Source organism: Bombella apis, from assembly GCF_018221685.1.
GTDB lineage: Bacteria > Pseudomonadota > Alphaproteobacteria > Acetobacterales > Acetobacteraceae > Bombella > Bombella apis.
Window position 1 is genome coordinate 159,590 of record NZ_JAGJTM010000004.1, and the last position, 17,455, is coordinate 177,044.

The window sequence follows — 17,455 nt, forward strand, 5'->3', positions numbered from 1 at the left end:
CCGGGGCAGACAGATGATATGACAGGGCAGGCCCGGCTGGTCGGGTCTGTCTCTGTCCGGGGGCGGTCTGTCCCTGTCAGGTTTTTGTCGATTTTCAGTAAGACATCACCATCCACAAGGGAGAACGGCCATGTCGATCATGCCTGACCACTGGATACGCCACATGGCGCAGGAACACGGCATGATAGAGCCGTTTGTCGAGGCGCAGAAGCGTGAGAAGGTCATTTCCTACGGGTTGTCCTCCTATGGGTATGATGCTCGTGTCGCTGATGAATTTCACATCTTCACAGATGTTGACAGTGCCGTGGTGGACCCCAAGAATTTCTCTGCTGACAGTTTCGTGACACGCCGCGGGGACATCATCATCCCGCCCAACAGTTTTGCACTGGCCCATACGGTGGAATATTTCCGCATCCCCCGTGATACGCTGGTCGTGTGCCTTGGCAAGTCCACCTATGCCCGCTGTGGGATCATCGTCAATGTCACACCGCTGGAGCCGGAATGGGAGGGGCAGGTGACCATCGAGATCAGCAATACCACCCCCCTGCCAGCCCGTATCTATGCCAATGAGGGCATCTGCCAGTTTCTGTTTTTTCAGGGAGCCAGTCCTTGTGAAGTCAGCTATGCTGACCGTGCCGGAAAGTATATGCGCCAGTCCGGTGTAACGCCCCCGCGGCTTTAAAATTCAGACAAGCAGAGAACCTCATCCAGCCTGTGAGGCACGGTGATGGGATGAGGTATGGAGAGAGACAGATGGATTATTTCCTGATCGAAGGTGGCCACCGTCTTGAGGGGCGCATTTCTGTTGGTGGGGCCAAGAATTCGGGCCTGAAACTGATGGTGGCCGCCCTGCTTTCCGAAGGGCCTCTCATCCTTTCCAATATTCCCGATATTGCGGATATCCGTACCATGCGGACCCTGCTGGGGCAGCTGGGTTATGACGTGGTGGAGATTGATGGTCCCCGGCAGCTCAGCCTTGGTGGAACCATCCAGTCGGTAGAGGCTCCTTACGACATCGTGTCCCGGATGCGGGCCTCCATTCTTGTTCTGGGACCTCTGCTGACCCGTATGGGAGAAGCCCGTGTCTCCCTGCCGGGTGGGTGTGCCATCGGGACACGCCCGGTGGACCTTCATCTCAAAGGACTGGAGGCCCTGGGCGCCGAGATCACGCTGGAGGGGGGGTACATCAATGCCAGAGCGCCCAATGGCCTGAAGGGCGGGCGTGTCGTGCTGCCATTCCCCAGTGTGGGGGCGACGGAGAATGTTCTCATGGCAGCCACGCTGGCCCGTGGCACGACGGAGATCGTCAATGCTGCCCGGGAGCCGGAAATTCTGGACCTTGCCAACTGCCTCAATGCCATGGGGGCGAAGATCACCGGGGCACATTCCGGCACCATCATGGTAGAGGGGGTGGAGCAGCTTCATGGTGCTCGTTACTCCGTCATGCCAGACCGCATCGAGTGTGGCACCTATGCCTGCGCCGTGGGCATGACGGGTGGGGATGTCCTGCTGGAAGGTGGCCGCATGGTAGATCAGGAAGCGGTTGTCTATGCGCTCCAGCAGGTTGGCGTGGATGTTACGGAAGAGGCTGATGGCTTGCGGATACGGAGTGAGGGAAAGCTGCGGGGGCTGGACCTGACAACCGAACCTTACCCCGGTTTCCCGACCGACATGCAGGCGCAGTTCATGGCCATGCTCTCTGTAGCGGAGGGAGCGTCCATGATCACGGAAACGATCTTCGAGAACCGTTTCATGCATGTGCCGGAACTGAACCGCATGGGGGCCAACATCACCATCCAGGGGCGGTCAGCCGTGATCCGTGGGGTGGAACGCCTCTCTGGTGCCAAGGTGATGGCCACGGATCTGAGGGCATCTTTTTCACTGATCCTGGCTGGCCTCGTGGCCGAGGGTGAGACGGAACTGAGCCGTGTCTATCATCTCGACCGTGGGTATGAGCATGTGGAGAAGAAGCTCTCCGCCTGCGGGGCCAAGATCAGGCGTGTGAAGGTTTCTTCAGACGCCGCATGACGCTGGGCACGTCCGTTACGACCTCGTAGAGGGTTTCTGCCCCTGCATCGGCGAAACCCTGTGCCTGCGTGGCCTGCAGCAGGGCGATGAGCGGGTCGGCCCAGCCATTGGTGTTGAGAATGATGATGGGCCGCTGGCTCAGCCCCAGCTGGCGGTTCACGAGAACCTCCATGAATTCGTCGAATGTGCCAAACCCTCCGGGGAGGATGACATAAGCGTCAGCTTCCTCGAATAGCCGGGCTTTCCGGCTGGGCATGTCTTCTGTCACTTCCAGGTCTGTGACGCCTTCATGCAGGATTTCCTGCGCTTCCAGAAAGCGGGGAATGATGCCTTTTACGGTACCGCCGGCCAGCAGGGTAGCATCGGCCACGGCGCCCATCAGGCCAGCAGTCCCGCCCCCATAGACGAGAGTGAGACCCGCTTCCCCCAGGGCTGTTCCGAGGGCACGGGCTACCTGCATGTGGGCCGGATCGTGCCCGGGGCGTGACCCGCAGAAGACGGAGCAGGAGCGGATGGTCATGATGGACTGTTTCCTCCGAACAGAAAAATGCCGGGCAGAGAAGACTGTGCCCGGCATTCTGGCAACTGGCAGCCCCGCTGGGGAGGAACCGGGAAAGGCCCCCACCCAGCAGGCGGCTGTTGGTCAGGCAGCGTTTTTCGGCACACCACATCCCGGAATACGGGAGAAGATGGCACTGAAGGCGATACCACTGATGCAGAGCACACCAGCCACGGCAAACATGACACCCCAGCCCATGTGGTCACGCAGACCGCCCATGAACCAGCTGGAAATCACGATGGTCAGGTCGGTGAAGATGGAGTAGGCGGCGATCAGGATACCGTGGAACTCCGGCCCATCGGTACGGACGGCCATGGTGCCCATGGCGGGGAAGAGCAGGGAGAAGCCCGCACCCGTCAGTGCAGCACCGATCAGGCCACCCGTGGGGTTGTGCACCAGGCAGAAGACGGCCATGGCAATGGCTTCCGTCACCAGGGACATGTAAGCGATCGGCACACCGCCATGCTTGTCGATCTGGCCGGAGACGAAAATACGCATGAAGATGAAGCAGGCAGCGAAAACGCCGAAGGCCACACCCAGGCCAGTCCAGTGGTTATCCGTGTAATACAGGGCCAGGAAGCTGTTGACCGTACCAAAGCCGACAGACCCGGCAGCCAGAGCGGCACCATACGGCAGCACTTTCTTGACGGCGAGGGCGAAGGACATCGGCTTGCCTTTGCTCGGCAGCGGCTTGATGGCTTTGTAGAAGGTCAGCAGGATGATGCCGCCAATACCCAGCAGGGTGGCAAAAATGCCGACGGGCAGCAGCCGGATGTTCGGCAGGAGGCCGCTGAGGAACTGGCCGACGGTCACGCCAACGGCGATACCACCGTAGGAGGTGACACCGTTCCAGGAGATGGCGACGGAGGAGTGCGCAGGGCCGACGCGGCGCAGGTTCCATGTCGTGACGGAGGTGGAGGTGCAGCTCTCGGACCAGCCGATGAAGAGACGGCTGATGAGGGCAATGCCCAGGGCCACATAGCGGGACGTGTCATTCAGGCCCATGAAGCTGGGGATCAGAGCCGCAAGGCACATCAGCAGGCCGGAGATGGTGCAGAAGATGAGACCATACCGCAGAATGGCCTTGGGGCCATGCACGTCAATGCGATGACCGACGATCACACGCCCCATGGCGGTACCGATGTACTGCAGGGAGATGGTGCTGGCGGCAATGGCTGTGCTGAAACCCAGCGTGTTGTGCACGAACTGGGCACCAATGATGGCATTGGGCAGCCCGATGACAAAATAGACAAGGAGGTTGAACAGGACTACGGGCATGACCCGCATGGTCGGCGAGCACGTATAGGTTGCGTCTTCATCAGACATGGGCGTCCCCTTTGCAGTTTCCGCAAGCCGTGCCCACCTGGTAACTGTAACCGGCACAGCCTTTCTTGGTTATCGACCATAGGTGAGAAAGCCTTTTGCGTCACGGGGCAATGATTTGCCCAGCTTGCATAGTTATGAATGGCTGCCATGCAGGGATGTCAGTAGGATGATATCTGGCTGGTTGGGGTAAAGCGTTTCACTTTTTCTTCTTCACCATGATACAGGGCGGCCTGATCACGATGATGAGCGACCGGCCATTGCTGCGAAGGAGCCGATGATGATTGATGATGCGGTAAAGAAAGCCTGTGAGGATGCAGGCTACCAGATTCTTTCTTCCGAGATGGTTTATGAAAACCCATGGACTGCGGTGCGGGAAGACAGGATCATCCATCCTGGTGGCAGGAAGGGTCTGTACGGCGTTGTCGAACGGGGGACGTTTGCCGTCATCATGCCCATGCATGCTGATGGTCGCCTGACACTGGTCCAGCAGTTCCGCTACCCGGTGGGAAAGCGGCTCTGGGAGTTCCCCATGGGCATGTGGGAGACACGGCCGGATGCAGATGCCACGGAGCTTGCCCTTGGTGAGCTGCGGGAGGAAACGGGCCTGCGTGCCGGTGAGTTGATCCATGCAGGGACACTGTATCAGGGAGCTGGATACTCCACGCAGATGGGGCATGTTTTTCTGGCCCGGAATCTTGTCCGTGGTGAGGCCGAGCGGGAAGCGACGGAAGCCGACATGAAGGTGAAAGACATCCCGCTTGCCGAGTTTGAGCGCATGATCGTGGAAGGGGAGATGACCTGCATGGTTACGCTGGCCGCCTATGCCCAGATACGGGCCCGGGGTCTGCTCTGAGGAGTCCCGTTCCGTTGCGGGCGGCAGTCCGCCCCGCTCTTCTGGTCCTGCTTCTGGTGGGAGGGCCGCTGCTTTTGTGGCGGATTCCGGCCATCCAGCATGGGCTGGGACTGATGCGGGAGTGGGCCGGGCAGCCTTATGCGGCCCTGCGGGTCCTGCCGCTGGCCGTGCTGTATTGTGCTTTTGGTCTGCCCCGGCAGGCACTCTGTTTCGTGCTGGGAGCGGGGTTTGGCATTGGCATCGGGGTGGTGGAGGCCAGCCTGGCCTATGGGGCCGGTGCCCTGCTGGGCTATGGCTGGGGGCGGCTCTGGCGGTGGAAATGCCCGGTCAGGGCGGTTAACGTGCCGTGGTTCATCCGGGCTGGACAGCGGGCTCCATTCCGCATGGTGGCCTGTGCCCGGCTGCTGCCGGTCGGGTCTGCCCTCCTGGTATCGGTCTCGTCTGGCATGGCGGGGCTTGCAGTTGGCCGGTTCCTGCTGGCGACCATGCTGGGAGGGTTGCCCCAGAATCTGGTTTTTCTTCTGGCTGGCAGGAGTGTAGAACTACGCCATGGCTGGGCACTGGTTACCGCCGCCGTGCTGGCACTTCTTTCCGCCGTGTTGGGAGGCTGGGTATTACGCGGGTTTCACAAAGAGATGAGATGGGAAAGGCAGGATAGCGGAGCATGAAGACGTCACAGCATGGCTTTTTTGAACATGCCCTGATTGGCAAACCGCTTATCAAGGGTGGGAAGATGCCTTTCTGGCTGCCGATCCTTCTGGGAACGCTGACGGCGGTTGGCCCTGTCTCGACAGATATCTATCTGCCGGCCCTGCCAGAGATGGAGCAGCAGCTTGGTTCCGCACCGGGAACGGGCAGCCTGACGATGGCGGCCTGGGTGGCGGGGCTGGCCATCGGGCAGATCATTGTCGGGCCGGTGACGGACCGCTTTGGTCGTCGTCGTCCGCTGCTTGTGGGTACCCTGTTCTATGCTCTGGCCGCAGCAGGCTGTGCCCTTTCGACCTCCATGCCCATGCTCTGTTTCTTCCGGGCTTTTGCCGCCCTGATGGGGGCTGCCAGCCTCGTGGTGCCCAATGCCTGCGTCAGGGACCTGACAGTCGGCGACGCCACGGCGAAGATGATGTCCCGCCTTATTCTCATACAGGGTGTCGTGCCCATTCTGGCGCCGGCTCTGGGTGGTTTTGCTCTCCAGTTCATCAGCTGGCGGGACATTTTCTGGGCAACGTCCCTTTATGGTGTAGTGGGGCTGCTGGCGGTCTTCCTTTTCCTGCCAGAAACACTGGATGGCGAAGACCGTCACCCCATGCGTCTCTGGCCCATTATCGTTCGGTATGGGCAGACCCTGAAGGACAGGAACTACCGCTTCAATGCGCTCATCTGGATGGTGCAGGGATTCGTCATTTTCACCTATCTGACGGCTGCACCCTTCCTCTTCGAGAGCGTGTATGCGTTCACGCCGTTCCAGTATGGCGTGCTGTTTGGCGTGATGGCGGTGTGCATGATCGGTTCGTCCCAGATCAATGCCTGGCTGCTGAACTACTATCACAGCCGGACCCTGCTTCGGATCGGGCTGGGTGTCAGCTGTTTCGGGGCGGTTGTACTGCTGGGGCTGGCCATCTGGTCCGCACTGGATGTCGATGCGGCAGGGCATCTCAGGCACATCTATCTCTGGCCACTGTTCGGGGCGATGCTCTGTGCGCTGGGGCCGGGGGGATGCATTGGCCCCAATGCCATGGCCGGTGCCCTGCTGACACAGGGGCGCAATGCCGGTGTCGCTACCGCTCTGGCGGGGACGGGGCAGTATGTGTTCGGTATTCTGGCCAGTGTCATGTTCTCATGGCTGCCGGTGGGTACGGCGATCCCGATGGGGGGAATGCTGCTGGCGGCTTTCCTCCTCATGATCCTGTTTGCCCGCATGGCTCCCTGATGGCAGCAAGGAGAGCCTTCCCTTTCAAAAGGACGGCACAAGGGCCTATAAGGGGGGCTTCGTGCATATCATGACCTGCAATGTGAAGGCCTGCCATGTCCTTTGAAGACCCCGCTCCGCTGGATTTGAAACAGTATATCCGTGAAGTTCCGGATTTTCCGAAACCGGGCATCCTGTTCTATGACATTTCCACCCTGATCCGGAATCCGGAAGCGTGGCAGGTGGCTACGGGGCGTCTGGCGCAGGCGGTGGCCCGCTTCCAGCCAGACCTTCTGGCAGGGATCGAGAGCCGTGGCTTCCTCACGGCAGCTCCGCTGGCAACCCGCCTCGGCTGTGGTTTCACCATGCTGCGCAAGCCGGGCAAGCTGCCGGGCAAGACCATTTCCCACAGATACAGCCTCGAATATGGTGAGGATGAGCTGCACATCCAGGCGGATGCCGTCCGTCCCGGCCAGCGTGTGGTGGTGCTGGATGATCTTCTGGCAACCGGCGGTACGCTGGCTGCCTCCATCGACCTTCTGCGCAAGGCTGGGGCCGAGGTTGTCGGGGCTTCCGTGATGATCGAGCTGCTGGCTCTGGGAGGCCGTGGAAAGGTTGACGTGCCGGTCACGTCCCTTCTGACATACGAGGACTGAGCCGGGACAGGGCCTACAGGAGGCAGCATGAGGTCGGATTCCCTGCCCGTGACGGCGGTCCTGCCGGCTTTGCTGGAGGCACTGGCTGCTGGCTCCAATGCCGTGCTGGTGGCGCCGCCGGGTGCCGGAAAGACTACGGCCGTGCCGCCTTTTCTGCTGGAGGTTGCGCCTGGCTGGCTGGGGGATGGCCGTATCCTGCTTGTGGAGCCACGGCGTGTGGCCGTACGGGGAGCGGCCCAGCGCATGGCGGCCTTGCGGGGTGAAGCCCCCGGCGGGGTGATCGGCTATCGCACCCGCATCGACAGTGCCGTTTCGGCCCGGACCCGTATTGAAGTCGTCACGGAGGGTCTGCTGGTCCGCCGCCTGCTGGCAGACCCCCTGCTGGATGGCGTATCTGCCGTCCTGTTTGATGAAGTGCATGAGCGGTCACTGGATGGCGACACGGCTCTGGGGTTCTGCCGGGACATGCAGCAGAGCCTGCGGCCGGAGCTGCGGCTCGTGGCCATGTCCGCCACGCTAGATGCGGGCCTTTTCACGACCGCCCTTCAGGCCCCGCTGATCGAGAGTGACGGACGGCAGCACCCGGTGGAGGTCCGCTACCGGCGGGACATTGCCCATCTGCGTGATCTGCCGGAGAGCTGTGCCCAGGCCGTGGCACAGGCCTGGCGGGAGGAAGAGGGCTCCATTCTGGCGTTCCTGCCTGGGGTAGGAGAAATCCGCAGGGCGCAGGCCAGTCTTCAGGGACTTCTTGGGGACCATGTGCCCGTCTATCTTCTTTACGGGGAGCAGTCGGTGGAGGATCAGGCCCGTGCGCTGGCTCCGGAGTCCGGGCGGCGTATCGTGCTGGCGACATCCATTGCCGAAACGTCCGTGACGGTTCCCGGTGTGCGTGTGGTGGTGGATGGTGGCTGGCGGCGTCTGCCCCAGCGTGATGCCGGTACGGGCCTGCCCCGCCTTCATACACGGCGCATTTCCCGGGCAACGGCGGAACAGAGGGCAGGCCGTGCGGGGCGTCAGGCTCCCGGTATTGCCATCCGTCTCTGGTCTGAAATGACCCAGCGTAGCCTGATCGTGCAGGAAGTCCCCGCCATAAGGGAGGCGGACCTGTGTGATTTTGCCCTCGTGACGGCAGCCTGGCAGCAGGCGATGGGCACGGCCCCGGCGGCTCTGCCGCTCATCGAGCCAGCCCCGGAGGGGGGACTGGCCGCAGCGCAGTCCCTTCTCCAGTTTCTGGGGGCTCTGGATGGTCAGCGGGAGCTGACGGCTCTGGGGCAGCGGATGGTCGGGTTTGGTACGCATCCCCGGCTGGCTGCGATGCTCTGCGCTGCCCGGACGGTGGAGGAGATGGCCGTGGCGGCCTGTCTGGCGGCCCTTCTGGAAGAACGTGATCCGCTGGGCGGCCGTGGGGGCCGGGGAGGAGAGGCCTCCGCTGACCTCCGGCTGCGTCTGAAACTCTTCATGCAGGATGATGCCCGTGTTCCCAGGCATGTGTTGCGGCAGCTCCGCCATGCTGCGGGGCGGTTCCTGCGCCGGGCCGGGCAGGGGACAGGGCCGGATGGTCTTGCGGACCTCGTGAGCGATGGGCTGACGGGTCACGTCGCGGGACGTCTGGTGGCGGCGGGGTTCCCTGACCGTCTGGCACAGCGGACCAGTGCCGATGGACGGTACCGTCTGGCAGGAGGTGGCAGTGCCCGCTTGGGGGCGACAGACCCGCTGGTGCGGGAGGACCTTCTGGCTGGGGCGGCCTTCCATGTCCGCAAGGGGACGGACATGACCCTTGCGGCTCCGGTCACGCTGGAGACCCTGCCCGATTCCGTACAGGCCAGCCTGAAGGAACAGCGGGAACCGGCCCTTGATGGTACATCGGGCAAGGTTATTGTCCGGCAGAGGCTGCGGCTGGGCAATCTGGTGCTGAAGGATCGTAATGTCCTCCCCGAGGCGGAAGACATCACGGTGGCCCTTCTGGCGAAGGTGCGGTCTGATCTGGCCCGGCATCTGGACTGGTCGGCGGCGGCCCGCCAGTTTCAGGCCCGTGTCGCTCTGGCCCGGACGCATTATGCGCCCCATCTGCCTGATCTGTCTGACGAGGCTCTGGCCGAGGACATGGAGTGGCTGGAACCGTGGCTTGCGGGACTGGACCGGCTCACACAGATTCAGGAGCTGGACCTTGTGGCCATTCTGGCCAGCCGTCTGTCCTATGAGGACAGGCAGGAGCTGGACCGCCAGCTTCCGTCCCATGTGGCTCTGAAGGTCGGGCGCAGGCGCATTGATTACACGACGGTCGTGCCATCCCTTTCTGCCCGGGCGCAGGACTTTTATGGCACCACGGCCCTGCCGCAGCTGGCAGGTGGCCGGGTGCCGCTCCATGCTACCCTGCTGTCCCCTGCCGGACGGCCACAGGCCGTGACGGCGGACCTTGCCCAGTTCTGGACGTCAGGCTGGCTGGACATGCGGCGGGACATGCGGGGGCGCTACCCCAGACATAAATGGCCCGAAAATCCCGCCGAGGAGGCTTGAGGCCGTTCAGTCTTCGGTTTTCTGTCCCCGGTGGTTCGAGCATGTGCTGCTTCGGGGAGGAGAGGCCATCATATGGTATCGCCTACACGGGTGGATTGTATGACGAGGGGCAGGACCTGCTCGTGATATTGGTCCTTGCGGTAAATGTTCTTCACCATGTGGGGATTGAGGCCCTTCGCCAGAATGTTTTCCATCCTGATGTCGAATTTGTTCAGGTTGTTGAAGACGACTCTTGTGAACAGGATGGGGCCGGTCACTTTCAGTGTTGCCACGCTGCCCGTGCTGTGCAGGTTGGGCGTGTAAAGGAAGATGTTAGCGATCAGCTGGTTGATGACCTTGGCCATAAGAGGATGGCCCGGCGCACAGATGAGACACCATATGGGGAATTCGCCCCCTTCAATGTGGGAAAGTTCGGCTTTTTTGCCCCATTCGAAGTATTGGGGCAGGCTCCAGTCCCATTGTGAAATGATGAACTGGTCGTCATCACGGATAATGGAGGATAATGGCCGGCTGCTGCCCGATTTCATGTCCAGATAGACGCCGCCATGCTGATACAGACAGAGATATCTGAAAAAATCCGCCTGTGCTGCGCCATAGAGGCGGTTCAGCCGCAGATAGACACTCAACACGTCCCATCCATAATGGGTATGGATGAAGTCAATGCGGTCTTTTTCTGAATAATACCGGTACTCCCAGTCCTTATTCATTGTTTTCAGGGACGTTATGTTTTCAAGATAGCCTGTTTCCGGGTGAAGGGCATTGTCTGTCTGGTGGATGATGTGCGGTATATGGGGAGAAAAAGGTTTTTCCTGAACGAATTTGAAAGGAATGCTTGAGAGGCGTTTGAACTCTTCCCACCAGTTGGCCTTGTTGGCGAAGCCGAAGGTGCCTTCGGGGCGGGCGGACAGGAAATTGCCGTCTTTCAGCAGGACGAACGTATCATCCTTCGGGTTCAGGACGGTGATGCCATGTGCCCTCAGCTGTTCATGGGTGGGGAGGCAGGCCCTGTAATGTTCGATGTCGCAGAAATCGACATGCCTGAACTCATCATTCTGGATGATGAGAACCGTAAAGAAATACGTCACGAAAATCGGGTGATGCAGGGCAATTGCATTACGTTCGCTGTGGGCTGTCATGTATCCGTCCTTCTGGCGCATCCGGCATGTCTTTTTCAGGTCTTCAGGAGGTGGGGGGAGCGATGGTGAGGCCATGTCACCATGGCTGTTTTCAGCCCGTGCTGTCTGAATGCTGGGTCTTTCCTGACCTGCCCTACCTGCCCTGAAAATGAAAGAAAAGTAAACTGCCACGGAGACCGGGTCCCTGCAAGTATTTTGCAAGGTGGAGACGGGGTGTTTTCTGCTGGGGCGGGCTGATATGTGGTACAGCCTGAAGGTCAGGAAGGTGCTTTCAAACGGGATGGAGTGTGGTAGGGAGTGGAAGACTTGAAGAGACATTGCGGCAGCCGTGCCGCAGTGAGGGGAGCGCATGTGAATGCAGCCGGTTATGAGGCACTTGGTCTGGTCTGTCCTGCTGCCGGCGGCCGTGGGGAGCATGGTGGCTGCGGGCGTATGCCTGTGGTGGGTGCCTGGTGGGGAAAAAGTTCCCGAGCCGATAAAGAATACGAGCCTGTATAAGGCGGTCCGTCATCCGCCTGTTCCGGTATCGTCTCCGCTTGTGCTGCCGCCTGCTGCCACGCCGGTGGGGGCCCTGCCCGTGGGTGTGAACCATGAAGCGCCCGTTTTGCGGGAGGCGTTGAATCTGCCCAGTTTTGCGCCTCTGGTCCATCAGGTCATTCCGGCGGTGGTGAATATTTCAATCTCTCATGCGTCATCCTCGGCGGATGAGGATGATGAGGGAGAGCCTGATACGGCCTCTCCGCCTGCCAGCCAGGAGCAGCGCCGCGCTTCACCGGCCCCCCGGAAGAAGCATCGTCTCCGGCATCATGTGACGGGCAAGGGGCATCACATGCTGCATCCGGCTGATGACGAGCTGACAGGGGCGGGATCCGGTTTCGTGGTGGATGCTTCTGGCATCATCGTGACGAACCGGCATGTCATCGGCCACGCCACGAGGATCATGGTGTCCCTGTCTGACGGCCGCTCCCTGCCCGCTCACAGCCTGGGGGATGACCCGATGACGGATATTGCCGTCATCAAGGTGGATAGCCCGACACCGCTGCCCTGCGTTTCCTGGGGGGACAGCCGGCAGGTGGAAATCGGGGACTGGATACTTGTGGCAGGCAATCCGTTCGGGTTCGGGTCGTCAGTGACGGCGGGCATTGTTTCTGCTGTCGGACGAGATCTGGGCAGTGGGGCGCTGGATGACTTCATGCAGCTGGATGCCCCCATCAATCCGGGCAATTCTGGTGGGCCTGCTTTCAATCTCCAGGGGCAGGTCGTGGCAATGAACGCCGCCATTGCGTCCCCCAGTGATGGTTCCGTGGGGATTGGCTTTGGTATTCCGTCGGAAATTGTGGCGCCTGTCGTGGAGGCCATCCGCCAGACGGGCCATGTGGAACATGGCTGGCTGGGTGTGACGCTCAACGATTCCAGTTTCCCCATGTGGGTGGAGGATGTGGATCCTCACGGAGCGGCATGGCGGGGAGGCCTGCGGAAGAAGGATGCCATCCTGGCGATTGGCAACATCCCGGTGCATGATGCCCGGACGGTGTTGCGCAGTGTTGCGGCAGCCCATCCCGGGACGGTTTTCAATTTCACCATAAGGCGGGAGGGCAAGATCATCACCCTCCCGGTTGCGCTGGGCAAGCGCCCCACGACGGTTTTCTAGGGCTGGCTGCCCCTCCATCAGGGTGCAGTCGGGGGTTCCCTGTCTGCCAGACGGGCCTGAGCGCTGACGGTGACACGGACGGTCTGCATTTCTGCCGTGCTCTCCGGTGCTGCGGCAGCGCTGCGGGCTTCGGCCATCATGAGCATCGGACCTGCGGGGTGGAGCGGTTCAAAACCATCTGCGCCGTGGCTCCCGATACGCACACGTTCCAGACCAATCAGGGTCTGGCCCAGAGCGGCGGCATCTTCCTCGGCCTGCTGGCGGAGCTTTTTCAGGGCCCCCAGACGGGCCTGCTTTTCCAGCTTTTCACGGGTCTCGGGGTTGAGAGTCCATTGCATGTCCTCAAGGCCCAGCCCCAGTTTCTGAAGTTTTTCGGCCAGAGCAAGCAGGCCGTCACGGTTCTGGCTGCTCAGGGTCAGGCTCTGGCGGGCAACCCAGCTGCGTTTGTCATGAGGACCATATTCCTGCCCGACCGTGTAAGTCTCCGCCGTACTTTTCACGTCCGGCTGATCTTTCAGGATGGCCATGGCACTGCTGACAAGCTGGTTGAGGTGCTGCTGGGTGCCGGTGGGAGAACTGCCCTCCGTTCTGGCTGAAAAGCGTATGGAGAGCGTATCTGCCTTTGCCTGTGCTTCATCAGAAACGGCAAAGGCGAGCAGCGTACCATGTGGGTGTGGCGGCTCTGGCGGGATCATGGCAGGGGGTTCGCCATCGGGGATGGTTGGTGCCGGGGGTGCTGCCATGGCCACGCTGCCTAGCAGACATCCGGTGGCCAGTGCAGTCAGGCCCGTGAATTTCAGCGAACGATGGAGGGTCATTGGTGGGAGCCTTCCTGATTTTTCAGCAGAACAAGTGCGCGCCGCAGGCGGCCTATGCCTGCCCGTATGTGGTTCTGCTGGCAGAGTTCCTGCCCTTCTTCCTGAAGATGCCGTGCATCATCCATGGCCCCGACGGGAACATCATGAGGCATGCGCATCTTTTCTGCCAGATGCTCGCTGAGCTGGGCGCAGTAAGCCTGGCTGTCGCTGGTGATGACAAGGTCCTGCGCAGGGGTGGAGGGTTCTTCTTCCGGCAGTAGTGACCCCCAGGCGTGCCCCGGCCGGAGCGGCATCTGGGCCAGCAGGAGAAGGACAGTGAGGAAGAAAACGGTGCGCATGGTCATCAGACTATCACAGCTTGTTTGCCCGGAAGATGGGCGAGGAATGAAGATTTGGTAACAGGCCTGACGGGACGGTGTCTCATGGTGTGGTTTCCGCCGGAGTGGTGCTTCTGCCGGTCCGTTCTGCTTCTGGCAGAAGGGGCAGGAAGAGTGTGACTTTCAGGCCGGGATTGGCCTGGGTAAGGGTCAGACGGCCATGATGCAGGCTGGTGACGGCCTGTACCAGAGAGAGGCCAAGGCCGGAGCCTGGCGTGTTGCGGGCGCTTTCAGCCCGGAAGAAGCGCTCGTGGGCGCGCAGTATGTCGGCATCATTCATTCCCGGCCCCTGATCCCGGACGCTGATCTCGAGTCCCTGTGGTTTTTTCTCTGCGCCGCTGCCCGGGGCTGTTCCGGCCATGACGGGATGGGCGCTGAGGGTCAGCATACTGTTTGGTGGGGAGAATTTTATGGCATTGTCCAGCAGGTTGGCCAGTGCCTGCTGGAGCATTCTTTCATCACCAAACAGGGAGGGCAGAGGGGTGACATCCAGTGCCAGGCTCAGCCCGGCATCCTCGGCCGAGGCTTCGTAGAGTTCAGCCATGTTGGACAGGAGCTGGTTGAGGTTGACGGTCGTGAAGGCCGAACGGCGTGCTCCTGCTTCTATCTGGGCGATCCGGAGGAGGGCCTCGAAGATGCCGGTAATGTGGTCCAGGTCCCCGATGGCCCTGTCCACGGCCGTGCGCAGTTCATCGGGTGAGGTGGCAGAGAAGAAAGCTTCTTCCAGCTGGTTGCGGGCCCGGGTTATGGGGGTGCGCAGGTCATGCGCAATGGCGTTGGAGACCTGGCGGACGCCCTCCATCAGCCGGTTGATCCTGTCCAGCATGGTATTGACCGTTTCGGCGACGAGATCGGTTTCACTGCCTGTCAGGGCGATGCGGTGGTTGAGGTCGCCATTGGCTACGGCAGAGGCTGTACGGGCGATGGAGCCAACCATGCGGCGGAAGAGGTCCCGTACCACCAGGGCGCCGCCCACGGCCAGCAGGGAGATCATGACGGCACACCAGATGAGCGTGCGGGTGATGACAGTGCTGAGGAGGGTGCGGCCCCGTATGTCGTGCCCGACAATCAGCTTGAAGCCATGCGGCAGGGTATAGGCCTTGAACTGGGCAGGCGTCGTGAAGGTGTAGCGGCGGATGGTCAGCTCGTAAAAGTGGTTCATCTTTTTGACGGCCACCGGCCAGCCCGGCAGGTTGCCCGCCATTCGCCGCCCATGGCGGTCTATCAGCAGATAGAGGGCGTCATCATCAATGTTCTGTTCCAGCCTGTCATTGATGGCCTCACTCAGGGCGGGGGCCCCGCCGTGCCCCCAGCGGTGCCGGAGTTCCTGCGCATCCGTCTCGATGAAGGCACGGACATGGTCGTTCAGCAGGTTTGTGCTGCTCCACCAGATGAAAGAGAGAAACAGCGTGGCCGAAATGAGGAACAGGACACCATAGCCCAGAGCAAAATTGATGCCCGCCGAGCGGATGGGCCAGCGCCGTTTTCCGTTCCGGCTGTGGAGGAGAGGGAGTCGGAACAGGTGGCGGCGGGACAGACGGCGGTATAGGGGTGTCCTTTCCTCTGCCATGGTGTTGGCTGTCAGTCCTGCGTGGGGCGGAGGATATAGCCTGCATTGCGGACCGTGTGGATGATGGCCGTCTCAAACGGCTTGTCCACTTTCTGGCGCAGGCGGGAGACATGGACATCAATCACGTTCGTCTGCGGGTCGAAGTGATAGTCCCAGACTTTCTCCAGCAGCATCGTCCGGGTGACAACCTGCCCCGCATGGCGGACGAGAAACTCCAGAAGGCGGAATTCACGGGGCTGGAGATCGATTTTCTGCCCATCACGGCGGACTTCGCGGGAGAGGAGGTCCAGCGTCAGGTCGCCTACGGTCAGGGATGTTTCCGGGGCGGATTCATTGTGGCCCCGGCGCCCTAGGGCTTCCACACGGGCCAGAAGCTCGGAGAAGGCGAAAGGCTTCGTGACATAATCATCCCCGCCGGCCCGCAGCCCATCCACCCTGTCATCCACGTCGGAAAGAGCGGAGAGCAGCAGCACGGGGGTGTTGTTCTTCTGGCCACGCAGGGTTTCAAGGATGTTCAGCCCGTCAATGCCACCGGGGAGCATCCTGTCGAGGATGATGATGTCGTATTTCTCGCCAATGGCCAGATACAGCCCATCCTTGCCGTTGTCGGCCTGGTCCACGTTATGGCCAGCTTCTTTCAGCCCCTTGAGGACAAAGGAGCGGACAGTCGGATCATCCTCAACCAGTAGAATACGCATTGGTCCTGCCTGTTTTCCTGATATGCTGCGTGGTGTATCGTTGTGGGGCAGGATAGCGGCAAGCCGGGGCAAAAGGGAAGCAGGCCCTTGCCTGGTGGTCGGGCCCTACATTACGGGCATGTCAGGATGCCCGCCATATAGTGACCATGACAGGAAGGAATGCCCATGCAGTACAGAACACTGGGACGGACTGGCCTGAAGGTGAGTGAGCTCTGCCTTGGCACCATGACGTTCGGCCAGCAGAATACCGAGGCAGAGGGTCATGCCCAGCTCGATATGGCGCTTGAACATGGCGTAAATTTCATCGACACGGCTGAACTTTATTCGATTCCACCGCGTGCGGAGACGCAGGGTTCGACCGAGCGGATCGTGGGAAGCTGGCTGAAGGCCCGTGGCAACCGGGACAAGGTCATCCTTGCCAGCAAGGTTGTTGGACGCAGCCAGAATGACTGGTTTCGCCCCGATGGTGAAAAGCCACGTCTGACACCGGTACAGATACGTTATGCCATTGATGAGTCCCTGAAGCGGCTGAACACTGATTATCTGGACCTTTACCAGCTGCACTGGCCGGACCGGGTGGTGAACATCTTTGGTGAGGGCGGCACGACCTTCCGCACGCTCTCCGATGCTGATGAGATACCGATTGCCGAGACACTGGGCGCTCTGGGTGAGCTGGTGAAGGAAGGCAAGGTCCGTCATGTAGGTCTCTCCAATGAGACCGCTTGGGGCGTGTCCGAGTTCCTGCGTGTTTCCCGGGAGGAAAAGCAGCCTCGCATTGCTTCCATCCAGAATGCCTACAATCTGCTGAACCGGACCTATGAGATCGGTCTGGCCGAGATGGGTCTGCGGGAAGATGTCGGCCTGCTGGCCTATTCCCCTCTGGCGCAGGGCTATCTGACCGGCAAATATCTGGATGGTGCCCGCCCGCCGGGAGCCCGGACGACCCTGTTCAACCGGGGCCAGCGTTATGAAAAGCCGGGTGTGGATGATGCCATCCGGGCCTATCAGGCTCTGGCGAAGGAATCCGGGCTTGATTTCGCCCAGATGGCCATTGCGTTCGTCACGTCACGCCCGTTCGTGACATCCAACATCATCGGTGCCACGACGATGGAACAGCTTGAGACGGCTCTGACCTCCATTCAGGTGGAGATCACGCCGGAGCTGGAAGAGAAGATCAACGCCATCCACCAGCTGAACGCCAACCCGGCTCCCTGAAAGTATTTTCTGATGGCTTATGACAAAAACTGACATACTAGGCTATTCAGTGACGTACAACAGACCATGTCTTCGTCATAAAGGCATGGCCTGTTGCGGAGGGATATGCTCGTTATGGTGGTTTATATGCCTGACAGGTACATGA

Annotated in this window: 16 protein-coding genes; 9 read left to right on the plus strand and 7 right to left on the minus strand. The window is 60.9% G+C overall.

Annotated elements, in window-relative coordinates; genetic code table 11:
- The first annotated feature begins 130 nt into the window (after window positions 1-130).
- Together dcd and murA are read left to right on the plus strand one after the other, a co-directional pair.
- A complete protein-coding gene (dcd, locus tag J8Z04_RS03920) occupies window positions 131-682 on the plus strand; it encodes a dCTP deaminase (RefSeq protein ID WP_043558674.1) in 552 nt (183 codons plus the stop codon).
- Window positions 683-753: 71 nt separating this feature from the next.
- Window positions 754-2,028 (plus strand): UDP-N-acetylglucosamine 1-carboxyvinyltransferase, encoded by a 1,275-nt coding sequence (murA, locus tag J8Z04_RS03925; RefSeq protein ID WP_043558672.1) that lies wholly within the window; start codon window positions 754-756, stop codon window positions 2,026-2,028.
- On the opposite strand, the gene J8Z04_RS03930 is transcribed toward murA, so the two are convergent.
- Window positions 1,994-2,548, minus strand: coding sequence for an LOG family protein (locus tag J8Z04_RS03930; protein WP_043558779.1), 555 nt, complete (start codon window positions 2,546-2,548; stop codon window positions 1,994-1,996). The genes murA and J8Z04_RS03930 overlap by 35 nt on opposite strands.
- 123 nt (window positions 2,549-2,671) lie before the next feature.
- Window positions 2,672-3,913 (minus strand): MFS transporter, encoded by a 1,242-nt coding sequence (locus J8Z04_RS03935; protein ID WP_192848559.1) that lies wholly within the window; start codon window positions 3,911-3,913, stop codon window positions 2,672-2,674.
- Window positions 3,914-4,187: 274 nt separating this feature from the next.
- On the opposite strand from J8Z04_RS03935, the gene J8Z04_RS03940 reads away from it, so the two are divergent.
- The 5 genes from J8Z04_RS03940 (at window position 4,188) to hrpB (ending at window position 9,845) form a co-directional block, all read left to right on the plus strand.
- Window positions 4,188-4,766, plus strand: coding sequence for an NUDIX domain-containing protein (locus tag J8Z04_RS03940; protein ID WP_043558668.1), 579 nt, complete (start codon window positions 4,188-4,190; stop codon window positions 4,764-4,766).
- Between the two features lie 14 nt (window positions 4,767-4,780).
- Window positions 4,781-5,434: a TVP38/TMEM64 family protein gene (locus tag J8Z04_RS03945; RefSeq protein WP_192848560.1), complete on the plus strand. Its 654-nt coding sequence runs from the start codon at window positions 4,781-4,783 to the stop codon at window positions 5,432-5,434.
- Window positions 5,431-6,693, plus strand: coding sequence for a multidrug effflux MFS transporter (locus tag J8Z04_RS03950; protein ID WP_192848561.1), 1,263 nt, complete (start codon window positions 5,431-5,433; stop codon window positions 6,691-6,693). The genes J8Z04_RS03945 and J8Z04_RS03950 overlap by 4 nt, the downstream gene beginning before the upstream one ends.
- A gap of 95 nt (window positions 6,694-6,788) precedes the next feature.
- A complete protein-coding gene (locus J8Z04_RS03955; protein WP_043558665.1) occupies window positions 6,789-7,328 on the plus strand; it encodes an adenine phosphoribosyltransferase in 540 nt (179 codons plus the stop codon).
- Between the two features lie 27 nt (window positions 7,329-7,355).
- The gene (hrpB, locus tag J8Z04_RS03960; protein WP_192848562.1) at window positions 7,356-9,845 is read left to right on the plus strand and encodes an ATP-dependent helicase HrpB; all 2,490 of its coding nucleotides are present in this window, start codon (window positions 7,356-7,358) and stop codon (window positions 9,843-9,845) included.
- A gap of 68 nt (window positions 9,846-9,913) precedes the next feature.
- Here hrpB and J8Z04_RS03965 read toward each other — a convergent pair whose 3' ends face one another.
- Entirely contained in the window at window positions 9,914-10,981 is a 1,068-nt protein-coding gene (locus J8Z04_RS03965) for a glycosyltransferase family 32 protein (RefSeq protein WP_192848563.1), read from the minus strand.
- Window positions 10,982-11,348: 367 nt separating this feature from the next.
- Between J8Z04_RS03965 and J8Z04_RS03970 the strand changes: the two genes are divergently transcribed.
- A complete protein-coding gene (locus J8Z04_RS03970; protein ID WP_232086389.1) occupies window positions 11,349-12,632 on the plus strand; it encodes a S1C family serine protease in 1,284 nt (427 codons plus the stop codon).
- A 17-nt stretch (window positions 12,633-12,649) separates the two neighbouring features.
- Here J8Z04_RS03970 and J8Z04_RS03975 read toward each other — a convergent pair whose 3' ends face one another.
- The 4 genes from J8Z04_RS03975 to J8Z04_RS03990 form a co-directional block, all read right to left on the minus strand.
- The gene (locus J8Z04_RS03975) at window positions 12,650-13,450 is read right to left on the minus strand and encodes an SIMPL domain-containing protein (RefSeq protein WP_156878796.1); all 801 of its coding nucleotides are present in this window, start codon (window positions 13,448-13,450) and stop codon (window positions 12,650-12,652) included.
- Window positions 13,447-13,794: a hypothetical protein gene (locus J8Z04_RS03980; RefSeq protein ID WP_227449758.1), complete on the minus strand. Its 348-nt coding sequence runs from the start codon at window positions 13,792-13,794 to the stop codon at window positions 13,447-13,449. Before J8Z04_RS03980 ends, J8Z04_RS03975 begins: the two co-directional genes overlap by 4 nt.
- A gap of 76 nt (window positions 13,795-13,870) precedes the next feature.
- Window positions 13,871-15,397 (minus strand): sensor histidine kinase, encoded by a 1,527-nt coding sequence (locus J8Z04_RS03985; protein ID WP_086431722.1) that lies wholly within the window; start codon window positions 15,395-15,397, stop codon window positions 13,871-13,873.
- Window positions 15,398-15,408: 11 nt separating this feature from the next.
- Window positions 15,409-16,095, minus strand: coding sequence for a winged helix-turn-helix domain-containing protein (locus tag J8Z04_RS03990; RefSeq protein WP_043558662.1), 687 nt, complete (start codon window positions 16,093-16,095; stop codon window positions 15,409-15,411).
- 165 nt (window positions 16,096-16,260) lie between these two features.
- Here J8Z04_RS03990 and J8Z04_RS03995 point away from each other — a divergent pair, with 165 nt between their 5' ends.
- Window positions 16,261-17,310, plus strand: coding sequence for an NADP(H)-dependent aldo-keto reductase (locus J8Z04_RS03995; protein WP_192848565.1), 1,050 nt, complete (start codon window positions 16,261-16,263; stop codon window positions 17,308-17,310).
- The last annotated feature ends 145 nt before the right edge of the window (window positions 17,311-17,455 follow it).

Bases quoted from the DNA above. Each gene is read 5' to 3' on its own strand.
- dcd (WP_043558674.1), top strand. From the start codon at position 131: ATGTCGATCATGCCTGACCACTGGATACGCCACATGGCGCAGGAACAC.
- murA (WP_043558672.1), top strand. From the start codon at position 754: ATGGATTATTTCCTGATCGAAGGTGGCCACCGTCTTGAGGGGCGCATT.
- J8Z04_RS03930 (WP_043558779.1), bottom strand. From the start codon at position 2,548: ATGACCATCCGCTCCTGCTCCGTCTTCTGCGGGTCACGCCCCGGGCAC.
- J8Z04_RS03935 (WP_192848559.1), bottom strand. From the start codon at position 3,913: ATGTCTGATGAAGACGCAACCTATACGTGCTCGCCGACCATGCGGGTC.
- J8Z04_RS03940 (WP_043558668.1), top strand. From the start codon at position 4,188: ATGATGATTGATGATGCGGTAAAGAAAGCCTGTGAGGATGCAGGCTAC.
- J8Z04_RS03950 (WP_192848561.1), top strand. From the start codon at position 5,431: ATGAAGACGTCACAGCATGGCTTTTTTGAACATGCCCTGATTGGCAAA.
- J8Z04_RS03955 (WP_043558665.1), top strand. From the start codon at position 6,789: ATGTCCTTTGAAGACCCCGCTCCGCTGGATTTGAAACAGTATATCCGT.
- hrpB (WP_192848562.1), top strand. From the start codon at position 7,356: ATGAGGTCGGATTCCCTGCCCGTGACGGCGGTCCTGCCGGCTTTGCTG.
- J8Z04_RS03965 (WP_192848563.1), bottom strand. From the start codon at position 10,981: ATGACAGCCCACAGCGAACGTAATGCAATTGCCCTGCATCACCCGATT.
- J8Z04_RS03970 (WP_232086389.1), top strand. From the start codon at position 11,349: ATGAGGCACTTGGTCTGGTCTGTCCTGCTGCCGGCGGCCGTGGGGAGC.
- J8Z04_RS03975 (WP_156878796.1), bottom strand. From the start codon at position 13,450: ATGACCCTCCATCGTTCGCTGAAATTCACGGGCCTGACTGCACTGGCC.
- J8Z04_RS03980 (WP_227449758.1), bottom strand. From the start codon at position 13,794: ATGACCATGCGCACCGTTTTCTTCCTCACTGTCCTTCTCCTGCTGGCC.
- J8Z04_RS03985 (WP_086431722.1), bottom strand. From the start codon at position 15,397: ATGGCAGAGGAAAGGACACCCCTATACCGCCGTCTGTCCCGCCGCCAC.
- J8Z04_RS03990 (WP_043558662.1), bottom strand. From the start codon at position 16,095: ATGCGTATTCTACTGGTTGAGGATGATCCGACTGTCCGCTCCTTTGTC.
- J8Z04_RS03995 (WP_192848565.1), top strand. From the start codon at position 16,261: ATGCAGTACAGAACACTGGGACGGACTGGCCTGAAGGTGAGTGAGCTC.